Annotated in this window: 24 protein-coding genes; 15 read left to right on the forward strand and 9 right to left on the reverse strand. The window is 31.9% G+C overall.

Features of this window, described 5'->3' with window-relative positions:
* Window positions 1-100 precede the first annotated feature (100 nt).
* A complete protein-coding gene (gene murQ / locus PBN93_RS01175; RefSeq protein WP_271081220.1) occupies window positions 101-916 on the reverse strand; it encodes an N-acetylmuramic acid 6-phosphate etherase in 816 nt (271 codons plus the stop codon).
* A gap of 134 nt (window positions 917-1,050) precedes the next feature.
* On the opposite strand from murQ, the gene PBN93_RS01180 reads away from it, so the two are divergent.
* Complete coding sequence (locus PBN93_RS01180; protein ID WP_271081221.1) at window positions 1,051-2,790, forward strand: glycoside hydrolase family 3 protein; 1,740 nt, start codon at window positions 1,051-1,053, stop codon at window positions 2,788-2,790.
* Window positions 2,791-2,793: 3 nt separating this feature from the next.
* Entirely contained in the window at window positions 2,794-3,870 is a 1,077-nt protein-coding gene (locus PBN93_RS01185) for an anhydro-N-acetylmuramic acid kinase (protein ID WP_271081222.1), read from the forward strand.
* A 3-nt stretch (window positions 3,871-3,873) separates the two neighbouring features.
* Here PBN93_RS01185 and PBN93_RS01190 read toward each other — a convergent pair whose 3' ends face one another.
* Window positions 3,874-5,115, reverse strand: coding sequence for a multidrug effflux MFS transporter (locus tag PBN93_RS01190; protein ID WP_262487727.1), 1,242 nt, complete (start codon window positions 5,113-5,115; stop codon window positions 3,874-3,876).
* Between the two features lie 126 nt (window positions 5,116-5,241).
* On the opposite strand from PBN93_RS01190, the gene udk reads away from it, so the two are divergent.
* The 11 genes from udk to PBN93_RS01245 all read left to right on the forward strand — a co-directional run bounded on the left by udk (window position 5,242) and on the right by PBN93_RS01245 (window position 15,768).
* Window positions 5,242-5,850, forward strand: a complete 609-nt coding sequence (udk, locus tag PBN93_RS01195) for a uridine kinase (protein ID WP_077398781.1) — start codon at window positions 5,242-5,244, stop codon at window positions 5,848-5,850.
* 7 nt (window positions 5,851-5,857) lie between these two features.
* Complete coding sequence (locus PBN93_RS01200) at window positions 5,858-6,190, forward strand: FtsB family cell division protein (RefSeq protein ID WP_077398663.1); 333 nt, start codon at window positions 5,858-5,860, stop codon at window positions 6,188-6,190.
* A complete protein-coding gene (locus tag PBN93_RS01205) occupies window positions 6,183-7,547 on the forward strand; it encodes a methylmalonyl-CoA mutase subunit beta (RefSeq protein WP_271081223.1) in 1,365 nt (454 codons plus the stop codon). The genes PBN93_RS01200 and PBN93_RS01205 overlap by 8 nt, the downstream gene beginning before the upstream one ends.
* Window positions 7,540-9,687: a methylmalonyl-CoA mutase gene (gene scpA, locus PBN93_RS01210; RefSeq protein ID WP_271081224.1), complete on the forward strand. Its 2,148-nt coding sequence runs from the start codon at window positions 7,540-7,542 to the stop codon at window positions 9,685-9,687. Before PBN93_RS01205 ends, scpA begins: the two co-directional genes overlap by 8 nt.
* 189 nt (window positions 9,688-9,876) lie before the next feature.
* Window positions 9,877-10,650 carry a ParA family protein gene (locus tag PBN93_RS01215; RefSeq protein WP_013619830.1) on the forward strand — a complete coding sequence of 258 codons (774 nt, stop codon included), beginning with the start codon at window positions 9,877-9,879 and terminating at the stop codon, window positions 10,648-10,650.
* Window positions 10,650-11,555 carry a ParB/RepB/Spo0J family partition protein gene (locus PBN93_RS01220; protein WP_077398669.1) on the forward strand — a complete coding sequence of 302 codons (906 nt, stop codon included), beginning with the start codon at window positions 10,650-10,652 and terminating at the stop codon, window positions 11,553-11,555. The genes PBN93_RS01215 and PBN93_RS01220 overlap by 1 nt, the downstream gene beginning before the upstream one ends.
* Window positions 11,548-12,195 carry a DUF5683 domain-containing protein gene (locus PBN93_RS01225; RefSeq protein ID WP_077398671.1) on the forward strand — a complete coding sequence of 216 codons (648 nt, stop codon included), beginning with the start codon at window positions 11,548-11,550 and terminating at the stop codon, window positions 12,193-12,195. Before PBN93_RS01220 ends, PBN93_RS01225 begins: the two co-directional genes overlap by 8 nt.
* A 2-nt stretch (window positions 12,196-12,197) precedes the next feature.
* The gene (dapB, locus tag PBN93_RS01230) at window positions 12,198-12,899 is read left to right on the forward strand and encodes a 4-hydroxy-tetrahydrodipicolinate reductase (RefSeq protein ID WP_077398673.1); all 702 of its coding nucleotides are present in this window, start codon (window positions 12,198-12,200) and stop codon (window positions 12,897-12,899) included.
* A 102-nt stretch (window positions 12,900-13,001) separates the two neighbouring features.
* Window positions 13,002-14,696 carry a signal peptidase I gene (lepB, locus tag PBN93_RS01235; RefSeq protein ID WP_077398675.1) on the forward strand — a complete coding sequence of 565 codons (1,695 nt, stop codon included), beginning with the start codon at window positions 13,002-13,004 and terminating at the stop codon, window positions 14,694-14,696.
* Window positions 14,697-14,828: 132 nt separating this feature from the next.
* Window positions 14,829-15,461, forward strand: coding sequence for a WbqC family protein (locus PBN93_RS01240; RefSeq protein WP_077398677.1), 633 nt, complete (start codon window positions 14,829-14,831; stop codon window positions 15,459-15,461).
* A complete protein-coding gene (locus tag PBN93_RS01245) occupies window positions 15,454-15,768 on the forward strand; it encodes a DUF6122 family protein (RefSeq protein WP_077398679.1) in 315 nt (104 codons plus the stop codon). The genes PBN93_RS01240 and PBN93_RS01245 overlap by 8 nt, the downstream gene beginning before the upstream one ends.
* On the opposite strand, the gene PBN93_RS01250 is transcribed toward PBN93_RS01245, so the two are convergent.
* The gene (locus PBN93_RS01250; RefSeq protein WP_271081225.1) at window positions 15,751-16,593 is read right to left on the reverse strand and encodes an endonuclease/exonuclease/phosphatase family protein; all 843 of its coding nucleotides are present in this window, start codon (window positions 16,591-16,593) and stop codon (window positions 15,751-15,753) included. The two genes, PBN93_RS01245 and PBN93_RS01250, sit on opposite strands and share 18 nt — an antisense overlap.
* On the opposite strand from PBN93_RS01250, the gene PBN93_RS01255 reads away from it, so the two are divergent.
* Window positions 16,586-16,744: a hypothetical protein gene (locus tag PBN93_RS01255; protein WP_271081226.1), complete on the forward strand. Its 159-nt coding sequence runs from the start codon at window positions 16,586-16,588 to the stop codon at window positions 16,742-16,744. The two genes, PBN93_RS01250 and PBN93_RS01255, sit on opposite strands and share 8 nt — an antisense overlap.
* Window positions 16,745-16,787: 43 nt before the next feature.
* On the opposite strand, the gene PBN93_RS01260 is transcribed toward PBN93_RS01255, so the two are convergent.
* From PBN93_RS01260 to PBN93_RS01285, 6 genes are all read right to left on the reverse strand, one after another.
* The gene (locus PBN93_RS01260) at window positions 16,788-17,669 is read right to left on the reverse strand and encodes a rhomboid family intramembrane serine protease (protein WP_077398683.1); all 882 of its coding nucleotides are present in this window, start codon (window positions 17,667-17,669) and stop codon (window positions 16,788-16,790) included.
* Window positions 17,670-17,671: 2 nt separating this feature from the next.
* Window positions 17,672-18,415, reverse strand: coding sequence for a rhomboid family intramembrane serine protease (locus PBN93_RS01265; protein ID WP_271081227.1), 744 nt, complete (start codon window positions 18,413-18,415; stop codon window positions 17,672-17,674).
* A complete protein-coding gene (gene mutL / locus PBN93_RS01270) occupies window positions 18,415-20,292 on the reverse strand; it encodes a DNA mismatch repair endonuclease MutL (protein ID WP_271081228.1) in 1,878 nt (625 codons plus the stop codon). Before mutL ends, PBN93_RS01265 begins: the two co-directional genes overlap by 1 nt.
* A complete protein-coding gene (locus tag PBN93_RS01275; RefSeq protein ID WP_077398689.1) occupies window positions 20,292-20,582 on the reverse strand; it encodes a riboflavin synthase subunit beta in 291 nt (96 codons plus the stop codon). The genes mutL and PBN93_RS01275 overlap by 1 nt, the downstream gene beginning before the upstream one ends.
* Before the next feature lie 173 nt (window positions 20,583-20,755).
* On the reverse strand, window positions 20,756-21,238 hold the full coding sequence (ribH, locus tag PBN93_RS01280) for a 6,7-dimethyl-8-ribityllumazine synthase (RefSeq protein ID WP_271081229.1): 483 nt from the start codon (window positions 21,236-21,238) through the stop codon (window positions 20,756-20,758).
* Between the two features lie 7 nt (window positions 21,239-21,245).
* Window positions 21,246-22,013 (reverse strand): tetratricopeptide repeat protein, encoded by a 768-nt coding sequence (locus tag PBN93_RS01285; protein WP_077398693.1) that lies wholly within the window; start codon window positions 22,011-22,013, stop codon window positions 21,246-21,248.
* Between the two features lie 124 nt (window positions 22,014-22,137).
* Here PBN93_RS01285 and recF point away from each other — a divergent pair, with 124 nt between their 5' ends.
* Window positions 22,138-23,217: a DNA replication/repair protein RecF gene (gene recF, locus PBN93_RS01290; RefSeq protein WP_271081230.1), complete on the forward strand. Its 1,080-nt coding sequence runs from the start codon at window positions 22,138-22,140 to the stop codon at window positions 23,215-23,217.
* The last annotated feature ends 27 nt before the right edge of the window (window positions 23,218-23,244 follow it).

The following is a 23,244-nucleotide window of genomic DNA, read 5'->3' on the forward strand; positions in this document are numbered from 1 at the left end:
GTTTTTAAACTTTATGTGTCAAAAATAATATGCTATCAAAAAAGGAAATCGAGCTTACTATACATAACACATTTAAATCTCTATAAAATACTTTTAAAAATTATTTTTTATAAGATTCTACCGCTTTTTTTACAGATCCGTGTTTAATTAATAAAGCTTCAGCTTCTGAATAAGGAATATTTAACTCTTCAACCACATAACGTGCTCCACGGTCTACCAACTTATCATTACTAAGCTGCATATTTACCATTTTGTTTCCTTTAACTCTACCAATTTTTATCATTAGTGCTGTAGAAATCATATTAAGCACTAATTTTTGTGATGTTCCACTTTTCATACGTGTACTACCTGTTACAAACTCAGGGCCTACTAAAACTGCAATTGCAATTTCTACTGCTTTAGTTAATGGTGAACCGGGATTATTAGTAATACAAGCTGTTAGCAATCCGTTTTTCTTAGCCTTTGTTACCCCTCCTATTACATAAGGTGTTGTACCAGATGCAGCTATACCAACAACAGTATCATTCTGGTTAATATCATAAGCTTCTAAATCTTTCCAAGCTTGTTCTTTATTATCCTCAGCATTTTCTACGGGTAACCTTATTGCTGTATCGCCACCGGCAATAATACCAATAACTTTAGTATGCGGCAAGCCAAAAGTAGGCGGTATTTCAGAAGCATCTAAAATGCCTAATCTGCCACTTGTACCCGCACCTATATAAAACAATCTTCCTCCTTTGTTAAAGCGTTCTGTTAAAGCATCAACCAATTTTGTAATCTCAGGAATACATAATGCAACTGCATCTGCAATTTTTTTATCTTCATTATTCATACTAGTTAAAATAGTACTAGTATTCATTAATTCTAAATCTGTATAGTTTGATGAGGATTCGGTAACTTTAGTATAGTCTAACATTTATAGAAGTGTTTTTTCAAAAATTAATCAAATTTAAGTTTTTTAATCTTCTTTGAGTATCTTTTTTTAAGTACACCATTCTAAATCACGCAATAAAAAACCTATTTTAGCACAACAACTTATTTAAATTAGATATGCAAACTTGTACTAAATTAAGAGCTTCTTTTAGCCCATTATATATAATACTTATTGTTATGGCAATTGTATGTGCCAGCTGCCATAACAAGCCTAAGGAAGTTGCTAATATTAAAACAGCTACTACAAAAGAGGCCAAACCAAAAAATTTAAATAAAATAAGCTCTTACGCAGAGGCTACACAAAAATTAAGTACGACAGAAAAAATTGGTCAGCTATTTATGCCTGCTGCATATATAAATGATACTGAAGAAGAAATTGTTAAACTAGAACAACTTATTAAAGAACAAAACATTGGTGCACTTTGCTTTTTTAAAAGCAGGATTAGTGCAGCTGCTAATTATGACGCAAAAAATAAAAACGACACACTTAGTTTAAGTAAACTAAAATCTTTAATTAAAAGATACCAAAAGGCTGCAAAATATCCACTGTTAATTGCTATTGATGCAGAATGGGGATTAGCAATGCGTGTAGACAACACTCCGCAATACCCCTATGCTATTACACTTGGTGCAATGCAGAATAAAGATTCTCTTATTTATGAAGTTGGTAAAAACATTGCTAAGGATTGTAAAGAAGCTGGTATACATTGGAACTTGGCTCCGGTGGTAGATATTAACAACAACCCAAATAATCCTGTTATTGGTTATAGGTCTTATGGAGAAAACAAAGAACTTGTAACTAAAAATGCCATTGCTTTTGTTAACGGTATGCAAAATCAAGGAATAATTAGTTGTCTTAAACATTTTCCGGGTCACGGAGACACAGCTACTGACTCGCACATTGGCTTACCTGTAATAAATAAATCCAAAGAAGCTTTATTAGCAAATGAGTTATACCCTTTTCAGCAACTTATAAATAACGGAGTAGAAAGTGTTATGATAGGTCATTTGGCTGTACCTGCGCTAACCGAAGAAAAAAACACACCCACTACCCTATCTAAAAAAACAATAAAAGGACTTTTAAGAGGTGAAATGAATTTTAATAATGTTGTTATTTCTGATGCCTTAAATATGAAAAGTGTTTCTAAGTTATACCCTGTTAAAGGAGAGTTAGAGTGGATTGCTTTTGATGCTGGTAATGATGTATTATGTTTTGCAGAAAACCCTAAAGAAGGTATAGCTACTATTTTAAAAAATGCTACAAAGCAACAAATTGAAGAAAGTTTTAAACGAGTTTGGCAACTTAAAGAAAAAGCAATGAATATTGTTATTAGCCCGTCTAAAAGCTATTACACTGCAAAAAGCTTAAACACAAAATTAGCCACAGAAAGTTTAACCGTTGTTAAAGGTAATAACAATACCATTTCTAATTTTAAGTCTGATGGGTTTGTTGGTATTGAAATAACCAATAATAAAGAGAATCCTTTTTTTTATACGGTAAAAGAAGAATTAAAATTTACAAGTTACAACACAACTAAAACTACAATATCTAAAATAAAAGAAGCTGTAAAGACTGAAGAAAATGTGGTTATAGCTTTATATCCGCCAAGTATAAAACCAAAAAATAACTTTGGTATTTCTAATAATGAATTAGAATTATTAACCAATTTAATGACTACTAAAAATGTAATATTATATGTGTTTGGTAACCCATATGTATTAACAAAATTAGACACCAGTAATGCTAAAAATGTAATTGTAGCATACCAAAACTTTCCTGTTTTTCAGGAAAATGCTGCAGAACACTTTTTAAATAAGGTAGATGCTAAAGGTAAATTATCAGTTTCAATAAATTAACATATGCAAACATACAACGTAATAGGGTTAATGTCTGGTACATCTTTAGATGGTTTAGATCTTGCGTATTGTCAGTTCACAAGAAAAAATGAGACTTGGGAATTTAAAATACTAAACACAAAAAGTGTAGATTATACGCCTCAATTTAAAGCTCAACTAAAAAATGCTATAAATTTAGCTGTCCCAGAGTTTACAGAGCTGCATAATTCCTACGGGACTTGGTTAGGAGAACAAGTAAAGCTGTTTGTAAATGAGCATAACTTAAGGGTTAATTTTATTGCCAGTCACGGACATACTACACACCATAAACCAGAAAAAGGCTTCACTTTACAAATTGGTTCTGGACAACATTTAGCTAACGCTAGTGGCATACAAACTATTTGCGATTTTAGAAGTAATGATGTTGCCCTTGGCGGACAAGGTGCTCCGTTAGTGCCAATTGGTGATATGCATTTGTTTTCTGAATACGATTTTTGCCTAAATCTTGGCGGTATAAGTAATGTATCTTTTAAACAAAACAACAAAAGAGTAGCTTATGATATAGGCATAGCTAATATGCTGCTAAACTATGTAACTAACACCATTAATTTAGCGTACGATAAAAACGGAGAGCTAGCTAAAAGTGGTGTTTTAAACAAAGAATTACTTCATAAATTAAACAGTTTAGAATATTACAAACTCCCCTATCCAAAATCTACAGGCTATGAATGGTTTAAAAAAGAAATTATTCCAATTATAGAAAAGACAGCAGATACTATTGAGAACATTTTACATACTTCTGCAGTTCATATTTGCGATACTATTTCTAATGATTTATTAAATGCATCAAATAAAGCAGAAAACATACTCTTAGTTACTGGTGGAGGCGCTTTAAATGGCTTTTTAATGAGTACTTTAACAAGTAAGTTAGGTACTAGTTTTACAATAGATACCACATCTAAAACAGTTATAGAATTTAAAGAAGCATTAATATTTGCATTTATGGGTGTACTACGTCACTTAGAACAACCTAATGTATTGGCATCAGTTACTGGTGCAAAAAAGGATTCTAGTTGCGGTGTAATTTACATTCCACAATAAAACTTATTTAGACAAAGCTGCTGTTCTCGTTTTTTTAATTAACATAAATATAAAAAGAGACAAGCTACCACAAACGGCTAAGCCTATAAATAATGGGAGTACTGTATCATTTACATAACTACCAATTAATGTTGCAATTGGTATAGATATTACCGTAGACACAAAACCATTAATTGCAGCACCAACACCAGCAATATGGCCAATGGGCTCCATAGCTACAGATCTAGAATTACCCCAAATAAAACCTAAGCAAAAGAATTGTATGGCTAAAAAACCTATTAAAACGGGTAAAGGTGGATTTGCACTTCCAAAAAATAAGAGTGAATATGTTATACTAATTGCACAAAATAAACTTAGTGCTATAAATATTAGTTTACGCATACCAAAACGCAAAACCAATGTTCCGTTTAAAAAAGTTGCAGAACCTATAGATACCGCCAAACCTGCAAAAATGTATGGAAACTCATTTACCAAATTAAACTGATCTTCAAAAATATGTTGTGCTGCACTTAAATAAACTAAAAATGCACCTGTAATTAAACCAGATATTAAGGTAAAGGCTATCGTTTCTTTATGCTTAACAAACTCTTTTAATCCGTCTAAAAATATAGAAGCCTTAAAAGGAATTTTAAACTCCGGTTTTAATGTTTCTTTTTGTCGTTTCCAAAACCAAATAGACACTACTAAAGCAAAAAATAATTGCACATAAAATATAGCTTGCCAATTGTACATATTTAATACGGTTTTACCAACCGCTGGAGCTATAACAGGTACCAAAATAAAAAAGGCGGTTACAAAAGACATAATTTTTGCCATATAATCTCCTTTATACATATCTCTAATTATAGAAATGGTAATGGTTCTGGGTGCAGACAACCCAATACCCTGAAAAATACGACCAACAACCATTACCTCTAAAGAAGTTGCATTTACACAAACAATACTAGCTAAAGTAAAAATTGCAAAACCGGTATACACAATTGGTTTTCTACCGTAACTGTCTGATAATGGTCCAAAAAACAATTGCCCTACTCCCAACCCTAAAAATATCATTGTAATTAACATCTGATTTTTTGTTGGATCTACACTATTTATAGCTTCTCCTATATGAGAAATTGCAGGCAATAAAGCATCTATTGTTAAAGCAACTATAGACATTAAAGATGCCATAAGGGCTACAAATTCAAATTGTTTTTTTGAAGAGTTTTTTTGCATCCTGCAAAAGTAACTTACTTGCTTTAAAATAACAGGCTAAGAGCATTTAATTTTAAGTTAAAGTAAGTGCATTTAACGTAATAAAATCAACACTAAACGTAATAATCAAAAATATATAATAGCAAAATTGTATTTTTGACAAAAAAAATTAAATTTATGTTAATAATTGGGATAGCTGGTGGTACTGGTTGCGGAAAAACAACTGTTGTAAACCAGATTATTAATGAATTACCAGATGATGAAGTATGCGTAATTTCTCAAGACTCTTACTACAATGATCTTTCTCATTTACCTTTAGAAGAAAGAAGAAAAACAAATTTTGACCACCCTCTTTCTATTGATTTTAAATTGCTAAAGCAGCATTTAGAAGAATTAAAAAAGGGAAACACAATACAACAACCTGTATATTCTTTTTTAGAGTGTAACAGAACAGATGAAACCGTACCTACAGAACCAAGAAAAGTGGTAATTGTAGAAGGTATTCTAATTATGACAGATCCTGAAATTAGAAAAATGATGGATATTAAAATTTTTGTACACGCAGATTCTGATGAACGCTTAATTAGACGTATAAAAAGAGATGTTAACGAGCGTGGTTGGAATTTAGATGAAACCCTAGAAAAATACCAAAGCACTATTAAACCAATGCATGCAGAGTTTATAGAACCTAGTAAAGAGTATGCAGATATTATTATACCTAACAACAAGCACAATACAGTAGCTATAGATATTGTACGTACCATTATAAACGAAAAATTAGTGTAACTTTTAGATGATATTTAAAAAGCTTAGAAATAAAAAATGGTTTGGTATAGCTACAAATATGTATGTGCTAGTACTCACCGTTTTTGTTATTTGGATGATTTTTTTTGATACAAACTCGCTCTTTATTCACAACGAATTGCAAAACCAAATTGAAAGTTTAGAAAAGCAAAAAGAATACTTAAAAGATGAGATAGCTAGAGACAAAAAAATTATTGAAAAGCTAAGCGACCCCAAAGAGTTAGAAAAATTTGCACGTGAACAATACTTTCTTAAAAAGAAAGACGAAGAAATTTATTTAATAGAATACCAAGACAGCCTAAAAACTAAAGAAGATGAGTAAAACTAAATTATTTAATGATTTTTCTGAAGTGACTACCAAAGAATGGAAACAAAAAATTCAGGTAGATTTAAAGGGTGCAGATTATAATGACACATTAGTTTGGGAGTCTCCAGAAAATATAAAGGTTAAACCATTTTACAACACTGATGATTTAGATAGAAAAACCATAAATATCGCAAGTCCGGACTGGAATATTGGTCAGGCTATATTTGTGCAAAACGAAATTGCTTCTAACCAGAAAGCATTAAATGCTTTAGAAAGAGGTGCAGAAGATTTAATTTTTACAATTCCAAATGATAAAATTAAGATTGACTTACTTTTAAAAAACATCAATCTTGAGAATAAAACAGTTTATTTTTTCTTTCAGTTTTTATCTTCAGAATATATTAAACAAGTTGAAGATTTTACCAAAGACAAAACAGTTAACGTACATTATAATGTAGACATAATTGGTAACTTAGTAAGTTCTGGTAATTGGTATCATAATCTTGCAACAGACCACCAAGAATTAGACAAAATTACAGAAATCACCAATGCCAAAAATACTATAGGTGTAAACGTTAGCACATACCAAAATGCAGGTGCAACAATGGTACAACAGTTAGCTTACGCTATGGCACATGCTAATGAGTATTTAAATCATTTTAAAAGTTGCACCATTCCTAACTTTACATTTACCGTAAGTATTTCTGGCAACTACTTTTTTGAAATTGCAAAGCTTAGAGCTTTACGTTTATTATGGAAAACATTAGCTGCAGAATACAACACAAATGCAGACTGTTTTATTTTAGCAGTACCAAGTAAACGTAATAAAACTTTGTACGACTATAACGTTAATATGCTACGTACAACTACAGAATGTATGGCTGCCAGTATAGGAGGGGCAAATACAATTTACAACTTAGCTTATGATGCTATTTACCATAAAGACAATGAGTTTGGAGAGCGTATTGCACGCAATCAATTACTTATTTTAAAAAAGGAAAGCTATTTAGATGTAGTAAATAACCCAGCAGATGGTGCGTACTATATAGAGTCTATTACCCAACAATTAGCAGAAAAGGCATTAGAACTTTTTAAATCTATAGAAACAACAGGCGGGTTTTTATCAAATTTAAAATCTCATCAAATACAGAAAAAAATAAAAGAAAGTGCAGCTAAAGAACAAGCACTTTTTAATGAAGAAAAAGAAGTTTTGGTTGGCACAAACAAATATCAGAACAAAGAAGATAAAATTAAGGAAGACTTAGAGTTATACCCTTTTGTAAAAACAAATGCCCGTAAAACACTTATAGAGCCAATTATTGAAAAAAGATTGGCAGAAACCTTAGAACAAAACAGATTAAAAGATGAGTAGAAAAGATTTACAACACTTAGAACTAAATACAGATGACAGTGCTAAAAAATCTGATACTTCTATTTTTAACACTGCAGAAGGTATTCCTGTAAAAAAAACATATACTAAACAAGATATAGATGATGTAGAACATGTAAACTTTGCTGCTGGTTTGGCTCCAAACTTACGCGGTCCATACTCTACTATGTACGTGCGCAGACCATGGACAATAAGACAATATGCTGGTTTTTCTACTGCAGAAGAAAGTAATGCTTTTTACAGGCGTAATTTAGCTGCAGGACAAAAAGGATTGTCTGTGGCTTTTGATTTGCCTACACACAGAGGGTATGACAGTGACCATAAACGTGTTGTTGGAGATGTTGGTAAAGCTGGTGTTGCAATTGACTCTGTTGAGGATATGAAAATTTTATTTGGTGGTATTCCCCTAGATAAAATGTCGGTTTCTATGACTATGAATGGTGCTGTTTTACCCATTTTAGCGTTTTATATTGTTGCAGCTCAAGAGCAAGGTGTTGGTCTAGAGCAATTGGCTGGTACTATCCAAAACGATATTTTAAAAGAGTTTATGGTGCGTAATACATATATTTACCCGCCTACACCATCTATGCAAATTATAGCAGATATTTTTGAGTATACCAGTAAGTTTATGCCAAAATTTAATAGCATAAGTATATCTGGTTACCACATGCAAGAAGCTGGCGCAACAGCAGATATAGAGCTAGCTTACACCTTAGCAGATGGTTTAGAATATATAAAAACAGGACTAAAAACTGGGATGGATATAGATAGTTTTGCTCCTCGCCTATCTTTTTTCTGGGCTATTGGCATGAACCATTTTATGGAAATTGCAAAACTACGTGCTGGTCGTATGTTATGGGCCAAATTAGTAAAACAATTTAATCCTAAAAATGCAAAATCTTTAGCCCTGCGTACACATTGCCAAACTAGTGGTTGGAGCTTAACAGAACAAGACCCGTTTAACAATGTAGCCCGAACCACAATAGAAGCAGCTGCTGCTGCATTTGGTGGCACACAAAGTTTACATACCAATGCATTAGACGAAGCAATTGCGTTACCAACAGATTTTTCGGCAAGAATTGCCCGTAATACACAAATTTATTTGCAAGAAGAAACCAAGATTACAAAAACGGTAGATCCTTGGGCGGGTAGCTATTATGTAGAAAAATTAACCGAAGAAATAGCGCAAAAAGCTTGGAAATTAATTGAAGAAGTAGAAGAATTAGGTGGTATGACCAAGGCTATTGAAGCTGGTATACCAAAAATGAGAATAGAAGAAGCTGCAGCTAAAAAACAAGCTCGTATAGATAGTAATGAAGATGTAATTGTTGGTGTAAATAAATACCAACTAGAGAATGAAGATGACTTACATATTTTAGAGGTTGACAATGAGCAAGTACGCAAACAACAAGTAGAAAGGCTTGAGCATATTAAAGCCACTAGAAATACTAAGTTAGTTAATACTGCATTAGCCAACTTAACAAAAGCAGCGCAGGAGAGTAAAAATAACAGCGAAAATAACAATGCTTCTAAAAATTTATTAGCTTTAGCTGTAGAAGCTGCCAAACACAGAGCTACATTAGGCGAAATTAGTGACGCTTTAGAAACTGTTTTTGGCAGACATAAAGCAAAAATACAATCATTTACAGGCGTGTACTCTAAAGAAATTAAAAATGATGAAAGCTTTAAAAAAGCTTTAGCAATGGCAGATGCGTTTGCAGAAACCGAAGGAAGAAGACCAAGAATAATGGTTGCTAAAATGGGACAAGATGGTCATGATCGTGGTGCAAAAGTAGTTGCAACTGGTTACGCAGACTTAGGTTTTGATGTAGATATAGGTCCACTTTTTCAAACACCAGAAGAAGCTGCCAAACAAGCCGTAGAAAATGATGTACATATATTAGGTGTTTCCTCATTAGCTGCTGGTCATAAAACTCTTGTACCTGCAGTTATTAAAGAACTTAAAAAACACGGCAGAGAAGATATAATGGTAATTGTTGGTGGTGTAGTGCCTAAACAGGACTATCAATTTTTGTTTGACGCTGGTGCAGTTGCAGTTTTTGGACCTGGAACAAAAATTAGTGATGCAGCTATTCAAATTTTAGAAATTTTAATGGCATAAATTTTACAATACATTTAAAATAAAATGTGCTGAAAATGAGTTAAAAAATTAAAATTTAACTGTAATTTTGGCACTATAAAAACAAAAGCAGCTGCCCACAGCTGCTTTTTATTTACAAACTATTAACAACTTCGGTTTTATATAGTCGTAAAAAAGTGTATTTTTAGCCTCACTAAACTTACTATGACAATGGGCAAAATAATAGCCATAGCTAACCAAAAAGGTGGAGTTGGAAAAACAACCACCTCTGTTAATCTTGCAGCTTCTTTAGGCGTACTAGAGAAAAAAGTATTGCTTATAGATGCAGACCCCCAAGCAAACGCAACTTCTGGCTTAGGTATAGATGTTGAGAGTGTTGAAGTTGGTACGTATGAATTGTTAGAGCACACCAAATCTGCTTCTGAAACAATTATGTCTACCACTTCTCCAAATGTAGATTTAATTCCGTCTCATATTGACTTAGTTGCAATTGAGATAGAATTGGTAGACAAGGAACAACGGGAGTATATGATGCGTAAAGCAATTGGTGAACTTAAAGATAAGTACGATTATATTCTTATAGATTGTGCTCCTTCCTTAGGACTTTTAACACTAAATGCCCTAACAGCATCAGACTCTGTTGTAATACCTATACAATGCGAATATTTTGCGTTAGAAGGACTTGGCAAATTGTTAAACACAATTAAAAGTGTACAGAAAATTCACAATCCAGAGTTAGACATTGAAGGCTTATTACTTACTATGTTTGATTCTAGATTAAGACTATCTAACCAAGTAGTAGAAGAAGTTAAAAAACATTTTTCGGAAATGGTTTTTGATACTATTATACAACGAAACGTTAGACTAAGCGAAGCTCCTAGTTACGGAGAAAGCATTATTAAGTACGATGCCAGTAGTAAAGGTGCTGCCAATTACTTAAATTTGGCGAACGAAATAATGAAAAAAAATAAGGAGAAAGTATAATGGCGAAAGCAACAAAAAAACAGGCTCTTGGTAGAGGTTTATCTGCCTTACTAAAAGATCCTGAAAATGATATTAATTCTGCTGATGATAAAAATGCAGACAAGGTTGTTGGTAATATAATTGAATTAGATTTAGATCTAATAGAAGTTAACCCTTTTCAGCCAAGATCTCATTTTAACGAAGAAGCTTTAGTAGAACTTTCTACATCTATAAAAGAACTAGGTGTTATACAGCCTATTACTGTACGTAAATTAGAATTTAACAAGTACCAACTTGTTTCTGGAGAACGTAGATTTAGAGCATCTAAATTACTGGGCTTAGAAACTATACCTGCATACATAAGAATTGCTAACGACCAAGAGTCTTTAGAAATGGCTTTGGTAGAAAACATCCAAAGGCAAGACTTAGATCCTATAGAAATAGCATTATCCTACCAAAGATTAATAGACGAAATACAACTTACTCAAGAAAAAATGAGCGAGCGTGTTGGTAAAAAAAGATCTACCATAACAAACTATTTACGTCTTTTAAAATTAGATCCTATTATACAAACTGGTATTAGAGACGGTTTTGTTAGTATGGGGCACGGTAGAGCATTAATAAATATTGAAAAAAAATCTGATCAGATAGATTTGTACGAGAAAATTGTAGCTAATAATTTATCTGTAAGAGAAACTGAAAAAGCTGTAAAAGAGCACCAAGAAGGTGGTAAGCCTGCAAAACCTACGGCAAAAAAAGCTGCTAAATCTCCAGATTTTGTAAAAGAAGGTTCTGCCAAAATAGAAAAGCATTTGGCTGCTAAAGTAGCGGTTACAGCTTCAGAAAAAGGAAAAGGAAAAATTACAATTTCGTTTACTTCTGCAGAGGATTTTGACAGACTAAAAAAATTAATTACTGGTGCTTAAAAACCTAACTACTATACTATTTTTTGGTTTTTTTGTTGCTTTATGCTGGTCTCAAGAACTAGAAAAGCCTAAACAAGAAAAAGATTCTATTGCTGAAGACTTAAAAGGAAAAGGTGTACTTGTAAACGATGCTTTTATTAGTAAAAACGAAAGAATAGACCCTTTAGAACCAAGTAAAGCAGCTTTTTATTCTGCAGTATTACCAGGTTTAGGACAAGTTTATAACGGAGACGTTTGGAAAGTTCCTTTGGTCTACGCTGCAATAGGTACTGGTGTATATGCATACAGTTTTAACAATAAGCAATACAATAGAACAAGAGATGCCTTTAAAAGAAGAAAAGCTGGTTTTATGGATGATGAGTTTTATGCCTTTAATGGACAAGAAATAGATCCTGGAAACCCTAGATTAGATGATGATGACTTACAAAGAGCACAAGAACGCTACCAAGAAGACAGAGATTTATCACTACTAATTACAATTGGACTTTATGCTTTAAATATTATTGAAGCCAATGTAAAAGCTCATTTAAGACAATTTAATGTTGATGACAACCTTAGCTTTAACATTAAACCTTATTTAGAATACAACACTATTACAGCAGATCCTAATTATGGTTTTGCACTACAAATAAAATTTTAAGTATGAATATAGCTTTGTTCGGTTACGGAAGAATGGGCAAAATGATAGAACAAATAGCCATTAACAGAAACCATACTATTGTTGCTAAAATTGATGCAGACACTACAGAAATAGACTTTTCTAATATAGATGTTGCTATAGACTTTAGCTTACCAGATGCTGCTTTTAGCAATATTGAAAAATGTATACACAACAACACTCCTATTATTTCTGGCACTACTGGTTGGTTAAACAGATACGATGAAGCTGTTACGTTATGCAAGCAAAAGCAAGGTGCTTTTATTTATGCATCTAACTTTAGCTTAGGCGTTAATATCTTTTTTGAGTTAAATAGCTACTTGGCTAAAATGATGAAGTCTTTAGAGCAATACAATGTTACTATGGAAGAAATTCATCACACAAAAAAATTAGATGCCCCTAGCGGAACGGCAATTACACTTGCTGAGGGCGTATTAGAACACTCTAAATACAAAGGCTGGCAACTTAATAACGCTGACGAAAACCACATACCTATAGTAGCTAAAAGAATACCAGAAGTACCAGGTACACATACTGTAAGCTACAATAGCAAAGTAGATAGTATAGACATTACACATACTGCACACAACAGAGAAGGCTTTGCTTTAGGTGCAGTTATAGCTGCTGAGTGGATTGCAGGTAAAACTGGTGTTTTTTCTATGAAAGATGTTCTGGAGCTTAATTAAAAGTTAAAAAACAACTGTAAATACAGGGTTTTGCAAAAAATAATTTAGTTTTAAATAATTACTATTTAAGACAACAGTAGATTTAAATTATAAATTTAGAAAATGAATATAACTCAGTGGATCATTTTTATCCTAATTATACAAGTAATACACTTTTTAGGAACGTGGAAATTATATGTAAAAGCTGGTAGAAAAGCTTGGGAAGCAGCAGTACCTGTTTACAATGCTATTGTTTTAATGCAAATTATTAGAAGACCAAAATGGTGGGTAATTCTTTTATTTATACCTATAATAAACCTTTTAATGTTTCCTGTTATATGGGTAGAAACCATAAGAAGTTATGGTAAAAACAGCCTAGCAGACACTTGGTTAGTGATACTAACACTTGGGTTTTACATTTATTATGTAAACTACGCATTAGATGTTAAATATATAGAAGACAGAAGCCTACACCCTACTACAGGATTGGGAGAATGGGTAAGTTCTATTGTTTTTGCTATTGTTGCTGCAACTTTTGTGCACACATACTTTATACAGCCATATGTTATTCCTACTTCATCATTAGAAAAAACGCTTTTAGTTGGTGATTTTCTGTTTGTAAGTAAGTTTCATTACGGAGCACGCACACCTATGACTACAGTTGCCGCTCCTATGGTACATGATACATTACCTGTTGTAGGACTAAAATCGTACTTAAACAAACCTCAATTACCTTATTTTAGGCTTCCTGGTTTTCAAAAAATAAAAAGAAATGATATTGTTGTTTTTAGCTGGCCAGCAGATACAGTAAGACAATTTTTTGTAAAAGAAAAAGGCGTTAAAAAACCAATAGACAAAAAATCTAACTACGTTAAACGTTGTGTTGGCGTACCTGGTGATACCATCTCTGTTATAGATGGCTATGTACACATTAACGAGAAAAAAACAATTTTACCAGATAGAGCTAAACCGATGTTTTTTCACGTAGTAACTACTAAAAACCCTTTAGACAATAATGTACTTAACGTTTTAGGAAGAAAAAACTTTACTGGCTATACTACACGCATACCTAAAGAGGTTTTACAAAAAAACAATGTGCCAGAACTAATGGAAAAAGGCACTAGTTTAGATGAAATAAAACAAGATTCTGCTTATGTTTATTACACAGGAAGTTTTGCCAGTGATAAAATAAAAAACTATTTAAAAGCTGAAGACGTAAGAAATATGAACCTTTTTAACCTTACTGAGGCAGAAGCTAAAAAGATTCAGAAATTAACAGCTGTAGAAAGTGTTACTAAATTTAGCTTTAAAAAACCGTCTACAAAAATATTTCCTCAAAATGCTAATTTAGCAGGAACAGAAGATAACTTAGGCCCTATTTACATTCCTAAAGCTGGTGCCACAATTAACTTGAACGCTAAAAACTTGCCGCTTTACAAAAAAATAATAACTGAGTATGAAGGCAATACTCTTGCACAAGCTGGCAACCAAATCACTATAAACGGTAGTGTAGCAGACAAGTATACTTTTAAGCAAGATTATTTTTGGATGATGGGTGATAACAGACACCAATCTGAAGATAGTAGATACTGGGGCTTTGTACCAGAGAACCATATTGTAGGTAAACCAGTATTTATTTGGATGAGTATAGATGGTATTAATGATGGTTTTGCGAACTGGAAACCTCGTTGGAACCGATTTTTTACCACTGTTGGTGGCTCTGGAGAACCAGTATCATATTTAAAATACTTTCTTATTGCGTTAGTAGCTTATTTTGTTTTTGACTACTTTAGAAAAAAGAAGAAGAAAACTAATTAGGAATGCCAGTTTAACTTTGGTAAATACAACTAAAGGTTTTGAATTACATAAAAGTTTATATTTCTTTAAACGCTTAATGTAATAACAAACCAGCTAAAAGAGCATCGTATTTAAACTGTAAATATAAATTTAATGTCTATTTTACTACATCCTGGATATTTTTTAAATATTGCAAATTTTATTGCTATAGCAAACAATAACGTATGTTGGGAAGTAAGTGATAACTATCAAAAACAAACTTTTAGAAACAGATCATATATATCTGCGGATGTTGGTAAGCATATGCTAAACATACCCATAAAACACGTTGGTAAAGATAAAGGAAAGCAGAAGTACAAAGATGTTAAAGTAGAAAATGACTATGCTTGGCAAAGACAACATTGGAGAACGCTCGAAACAGCCTATAGAACATCTGCTTTTTTTGAATTTTATGAAGATGAAATTGCTCCTTTTTTTGAAAAAAAACACAATTTTTTACTAGATTTAAATTTAGAAACTACCGCTCTAATTTGTGATTGTTTACAAATTGATATGCCACAAGAAAAAACTACAGTATTTGAAAAAGAACCTACCAATTTTACAGATGGTCGTTTTTTAATATCATCTAAAAACAAAATAGACTTTAAACAACAAAACTACTTTCAGGTATTTGATGACCGCAATGGTTTTATAGAAAACTGTAGCATTTTAGATTTGTTATTTAATGAGGGGACTAATGCCCTTACTTATTTACAAAACCATAGTATAGCATTTAAAAATGCTTAGGTTCTGTTTGCATTATGGCATACATTTTATTGTGCCCATTATTATTGGCTATTTCTTTTATAAAGAACAGCGCACAAGAGCTATAATAATACTTTTAGCAGCCATCTTAATAGATGTAGACCACTTACTAGCCACACCTATTTTTGAAGCTAACAGGTGTAGCTTAAACTTTCACCCCTTACATACCTATTGGGCAATGGGCATTTACACCTCCTTTTTATTTTTAAAAAAAACAAGAATTTTTGGAATAGCATTACTACTACATATGCTAGCAGATTTTGTAGACTGTTTATTTATTAACGCTTAGGTTAAAACTAGCCATTACAGGAAAATGGTCTGATAATTTAATATTATAATTTTTATGTGCTGTAACCTCAAAATTTTTACTAGCTAAAATAAAATCTATGCGAACAGGATAATATTTAAAATTATAAGTTCTTCCGTAAGCAACTCCTTTTTCATTAAAAGTATCTTGCAAATCTCCTTTAATAATGCGGTAAACATTAGAATATTGATTGTTATTAAAATCTCCGCAAATAATAGTTTTATATGGCGTTGCCTTTACATGCTCTTCTACTATTGTAGCTTGGTCTTGCTGCTTTTTAAAAGAATTAGTAATTCTCCCGTATAATTTAGAAGACTCCTCATTAGAAATTGTCTCCATATCTGGCACTACCTTTAAAGACTCTAAATGTAAATTATAAACTCTTATTGTATCATTTTTATAAAGTATATCTGCAAAGCTCGCAATGTTATTTGTATGCTTAAACGGTAACTCTCCCATATTAACTATAGGAAATTTAGAATATATTGCTTGGTTTACTTTGTTTACATAGAACCCTGGTGCTACATAATTATATTTATACCTATGCTTTAATTGGTGGTACCGAATTCTACTAAACTCCTGAAAACAGATAATATCTGGATCTTCTTTTAAAACAAAATCAATAATCTTATCACCAAGAGATTTATCACTAGACCACTCATATTTATTAAATCCTCTAGTATTATAACTCATTACTTTTAAAGTATTTTTATGTAAAGTTTCTACTTCAGAAAAATTAAATTTTATAAATGAGTCTACCAAAAAGTAACCTAAAATTAGTACAGTTGCAGAAAGTAATATGCGCATATTTTTGGCCAACAACCAAAACATACAAAAAAGAATATTTACAAACACTAATAACGGTAGCGACAAACTAAAAACCGATAAAAAAGGTAGTATTTTTACTGATACAAATGGTGCCAAGTACGAGACACATAACAGTAATGCAAACAAATAATTGAGAACAAATACAATTCTGTAAAAAAAAGATTGCTTTTTCACTAGTCCTCTTTACCTGCTATAAATAAAAAATCTTTTTCTTCTTTAGACAAACTCTCGTATCCAGATTTGCTAATTTTATCTAAAATAGCATCAATTTTACGTTGTTTATCTGCTTTTTTTCGATCTAAACTAACAGTTGCATTTGTACTTGTTGTTGATTTGGTCTTAGTATTTCTGTAAACGGTTTTCATAGGGGCTTTTTTATCTTTCTTAAATAAATTAGCAATACTATCCATAAATCTACCAAAACCTGCACCTATATCTTTACCATTCATTAGTTGTTTAGCATAAAAATAACCCAGAGCAGCACCTCCTAAATGACTAAGCATTCCGCCTACATTTTGTCCTGTAGACAACCTTACTAAATCTAAAACTACAATAATAACACCCAAGTGCCATAATTTTAAATCAATTATTAGCAAACGCACTGTTTGGTTAGGCAAGTAAGTACATACATAAATTAAAATTGCAGTAACACCTGCAGAAGCACCTATTAATACGCCATTCTGATTTAACAAAGCAGGTATTGTATTATAGCCTATCATAAACAAAAATCCGCCTACTATTACGCCTAAGAAGTATACATTTAAAAACTTTTTGGCATCAAATAAATTTAAAAATGTTCTTCCAAAAAAGTAAAGCATTAGCATATTCCAAAAAATATGCCCCAAACCACTATGAAAAAAAGAATAAGTAACTATAGACCAAGGTTGAAGTATAAAATCACCAATATTTTCTGGCAAGCTAAACCAGTTTACAATATTTGGTAATCTAAAAAGATTAACCAAAATTAAATTAAGTAAAAAAATAACCACATTAATAGCTATTAATTTTTCTGCAATATTTAATCGTGCGTATTGATATTTTAAATCTCCGTTCATTTTTAATTCCAGCGATTGTTATTAAACTGATTTTTTTTCCAGTACCACATCATTATAAAACCAAATATAGCACCACCTATATGTGCAAAATGTGCAATACCGCCACCAAATAAAGAATAACCCGTTAAGCCTGAAAACAAATCTATACCAATTAAAACAGGAATAAAATATTTAGCTTTTATAGGTATAGGCAAAAATATCATCATTAATTCGGCATTTGGGAACATCATACCAAAGGCAACTAAAACACCATAAATGGCACCAGAAGCACCCACTGCAGGCGTATTGTAAGCGCTTAAAAAATTATCTATTGTATTTTTAGAAGCAACGTTATACCAATCCGGCATATACTTTCCCTCTGCTACTATACTCATTATTTGCTCCTTAGATATACCTGAATTTACAAGAGCATCTAATCCTTTATTAAAGTAATAATAATTAACACCTGTATGTATTAATGCCGCACCTATACCTGCAGAAAAGTAAAAGAATAAAAACTTGTTTTTACCCCACATTTGCTCTAAAGGTGTACCAAAAGCATACAAGGCATACATATTAAAAGCAATATGCATAAAACCACCGTGCATAAACATATGTGACACTAACTGCCATAATTGAAAATTTTCATTTTCTGGAAACCACAAAGAAAACCATTGGTACATTTGGTCTCCTAAAGTTTGTGTTGCTAAAAAGAAAATAACATTTATTATTATTAAATGTTTTATAACATCTGTAAGTCTACCCATTACATAAATTTTTTATCAATATCGTTTTCTGTGATGGTTACATAAATTGGTTTGTTAAACGGGCTAACCATAGACTCTGTACAAGCAAATAAATCGTTTACCAATGCAGCCTGAGATAATTTATCTAAAACGTCTCCAGTTTTAACAGCCAAAGATTTACACAAAGCTTTACTTAAAATATCTGCTTGTGAAAAACCATCTGCACCAACATTTTGTTGGCAATCTGCCATTAATTCATCAAAAATAGTATCTACCTCTGCTTCTGCAACCATTGGCGGAATACCATTTATTTCTACTATATTTTCATTTATTTGTCCAAAAACAAAACCCATAGTAGTTAAATTGTCTTTTATATCTTTTAAAATATCAATTTCAGCTAAAGAAAATGACAATTGTATAGGAAAAAGTAGCTGCTGACTTAAACCTTCATTTAAAGTAACTGTTCTTAAAAACTTCTCGTACAGCACACGTTGGTGCGCTCTTCCTTGGTCTATTACAACCATACCAGATTTTATGGTAGTTACAATATACTTTCTTTTTAACTGAAAAGTAATTGCAGAAGTATCTAAATCATCTTCTGTATCATCAAAAATAGACTTTGTACTCACCTCTGACTCAAAACTTACTCCTTCAAAACCAGTAGATTTTACCTCTGTATTGGGCGTTTCTACATATAAACTCTCCCAACTTTGGGGACTAGGCTTTTTGTAAGATGCAAAAGAGTTAGATGCAGCTGAAGACGAACTACTACGTGCCGGTTTGGTTTCTTCTGCAAACGGATTAAAAGTTGAATCTACGGTTACCTTAGGTAAAACAGCATTTTTATTTTTATACTCATAAGGAGTCTGCAAATTACTGTCATGATCAAAATCTAAAGTAGGCGCAACATTAAACTGCCCCAAACTATGTTTTATAGTAGACCTTAAAATAGCATACAACGTTTGCTCATCATCAAACTTCACCTCTGTTTTAGTTGGGTGTATATTTATATCTATTGATGAAGGATCTACCTCTAAATTTAAAAAATAACCAGGGTGTGTACCTGGCTTAATTAAACCTTCAAAAGCAGCAAGTACTGCATAATGAAGATAATGACTTTTTATAAACCTGTTATTTACAAAAAAGTACTGTTCACCTCTACTCTTTTTAGCAAACTCAGACTTGCATATAAAACCAGAAACTTTTACAACTTGTGTATCCTCATTAACAGGAACCAATTTCTCATTAGACTTTTTTCCAAAAATATTTACTATTCTTTGTCTAAAATTAGATTCTGGCAAGTTAAAAAGTTCACTGCCATTGTTATAGTAATTAAACGCTATAGACGGGTGAGCTAAAGCTACTCTATGAAACTCATCTGTAATATGGCGTAATTCTACAGCGTCTGACTTTAAAAAGTTTCTACGTGCAGGAATATTAAAAAACAAGTGTTTTACCGCCAAAGAAGTACCTTGTGGTGTAGCAACTACCTCTTGAGATTTAATTTCACTGCCCTCAATTTCTATTGCAGTTCCAATTTCTTCATTGGCAGTTTTTGTTTGTAAATCTACACGTGCAATTGCTGCAATAGAAGCTAAAGCTTCTCCTCTAAACCCTTTTGTGTTTAGATTAAACAAATCTTCTGCGCTTTGTATTTTAGATGTTGCGTGGCGCTCAAAACTAAGTCTTGCATCTGTAGCACTCATACCAATACCGTTATCTACAACTTGTATTAGAGATTTACCACCATCTTTAATTATTAATTTTATGCTAGTTGCTCCTGCATCAATTGCATTTTCTAGTAGCTCTTTAACTACAGATGCTGGTCGCTGAACAACTTCACCCGCTGCAATTTGGTTTGCAACGTGGTCTGGTAAAAGTTTTATGATATCTGCCATTATTTTATGGAGAATATTGAAAGATCAAAGTCTATAATGTATAAAAAAGCGAAAACCAAAATAGCAATTATAATTGCCATTCGTATTTTCATATTTCTGTCTCCCTCTTTACGCAGATCAGAAAAAGCGTTTCCAAACTTACTTTTTAATCCTTGTTTTGGGCCAACAGTTGTACGGTATTTATCTAGTTTATGCTGAATTTTATACGGGTTGCCCTCACCCTTATCATCAAAGTAACGAGGCTTGTAGTCGTACGACTTATTTTTCCGTAATCGTGTAAATTTTCCCATAATAACTAGATTTTCAAAGGTACTTAAAAACACAAAAAATAGCACAGATACTATGCCAAAACTTGTTAACAAGTCAAATTAACATAAAAACAAAAAAGATGTATAAAAAAATACTCTTAAAAAATCTTATTTAAAAGACTTTTTAAGAGTATTAATAATTGTATTTGGCAGTATTAGTTTCCTAGAGCAGCCATTTTTATTGCTGCTATTGCAGCTTCTGTTCCTTTATTACCGTGTTTACCTCCACTACGGTCTATTGCTTGCTGCAAATTATTATCTGTTAACACGCAAAATATAACAGGTGTATCTGTTAATACATTAAGGTCCTTAATACCTTGTGCAGTTGAACTGCATACAAAATCAAAATGTTTGGTTTCTCCTTGTATAACGCTGCCAATAGCAATAACTGCATCTACTTTTTTTGTAGCAATCATTTTTTTACTACCATAAGTAAGTTCAAAACTACCAGGAACATCCCATCTTACAATGTTTTCTTTTACAGCGCCACAATCTAAAAGAGCTTCTATAGCTCCATTATATAGCCCTTCTGTAACTTCTGTGTTCCATTCTGAAACAACAATCCCAAACCGAAAATCTTTCGCGTTTGGGATTGTTGTTTTATCGTAAACTGATAAATTTTTATTAGCCGTAGCCATATCTATATTATTTAGCTTTTCCTATAAATGCATCAATTGTTGTTGCCTCTATAGATGTAGAAAATTCGTTTTTAACTCTTTCAAAATACTTTAAAGCTTTATCTTTTTTACCCAACTCTAGTGCTGCCACACCTGCTTTATATAAATACCTTGGTGTAGTAAAATCATTATCACCTTGTGCAATTGCTTTTTCATAGTAATCTAAAGCATCTTCCGTTTGGTTTAATTGCATAAAAGCATCTCCTATACCACCCTTTGCTAAAGCACCTAAAGTAACATTATCTGTACTAAAATCTTCTAAATGATTAATAGCTTCTTGGTAGTTTTTTAAATTTAAATAAGCCATACCTGCAGAATAATTTGCCAAGTTAGCTGTAGGAGTACCACTGTAATCTTCAATAATATCTAAAAAACCATATTTACCTTCAGACCCATTAAGAGCTAAAGTTAATAAGGAATCTTTATTTGCAGATGCATCATTTAACGCTTGGTCTAGGTACTGTTGTGGGTAGTACATTTCGTTATTAGCATCATTAATTTTAGGATTTTGAACAAAATTAACATAAGCTAAGTAAGCTAATACTCCAACTGCAATAACACCTATAACGCCTAAAATGGCCTTTTGGTTTTTTGCAACCCACTCTTCAGATTTGGACGCACTTTCATCTAACGTATTAAAAACCTCTGCAGTTGTACTATCTTGTTCTTGTATTTCTACTTCTACTTGTTCTTCTTTAGTCTTTGGTTTGTATCCTCGCTTTTTATATGTAGCCATAGTTAATTTTATTAATCGCGCAAAAATAAAGTTTTTATTGAAATCTAAAACCTTATTTATTCGTTATTTTTCAATAATTTGCGAGTTCTCTTATATTTTTAAAATAAAACTTGCCAAAAACAGAATGCTTTTAAAGAAATTATCGCTTGTAAATTATAAAAATTTTGACTCTAAAGAATTTGATTTTGACGCCAAAATAAACTGCTTTGTTGGTAGTAATGGCGTAGGAAAAACAAATATTTTAGACGCTATTTACCATTTATCTTTTGGCAAAAGTTACTTTAACCCTATTGCTTCTCAAAACATAAAACACGGCGAAGATTTTTTTGTTATTGATGGTTTATTTTTAAAAAATGAAAGAGAAGAAAAAATAATTTGTAGCCTAAAAAAAGGTGCAAAAAAGGTAATTAAACGAAATGGCAAAGCATACGATAAATTTTCGGACCATATTGGTTTTTTACCTTTAGTAATTATTTCTCCGGCAGACCGCGACCTTATTTTAGAGGGAAGTGATACTAGACGAAAGTTTATAGATGGTGTTATTTCACAATCTAATAAAGAATATTTAACAGCTCTTTTAAAATATAACAAAATACTTTTACAACGTAATTCTCTTTTAAAATACTTTGCAGTAAACCACACTTTTGATAAAACCACACTAAGTATATATAATGAGCAATTACAAGAATACGGCACATTTATACACCAAGAACGTGTTGCTTTTTTAAATGATTTTATTCCTATTTTTAAAGAACAATATGCTGCAATATCTGGCGGAAAAGAAAATGTAACAATTACTTATAACAGTAAATTATTACATAAAGATTTGCTACAGTTATTTAATGAAAGTTTAGAAAAAGACAGAGCCGTACAGTATACAACTGTTGGCACGCATAAAGATGATTTATCTTTTGAAATTAATGAATATCCCGTAAAGAAATTTGGTAGTCAGGGCCAACAAAAATCGTTTTTAATTGCTTTAAAGTTAGCACAGTTTAACTTTATTAAAGCGCAGGCCAAAACAACTCCTATTTTATTATTAGATGATATTTTTGATAAACTAGATGAGAACCGAGTAGCACAAATAGTGTCTTTAGTAGATGATGATAATTTTGGACAAATTTTTATTAGCGATACACACGCAGACCGAACTGAAAATGTGGTAAAAAATATACACCAGAGTTATAAAATATTTAAAATATAACTAGTTGTACTTACAGTTTATATTTTA

The sequence above is a fragment of the Cellulophaga omnivescoria genome (genome assembly GCF_027915275.1).
In the GTDB taxonomy this organism is placed as follows: domain Bacteria; phylum Bacteroidota; class Bacteroidia; order Flavobacteriales; family Flavobacteriaceae; genus Cellulophaga; species Cellulophaga omnivescoria.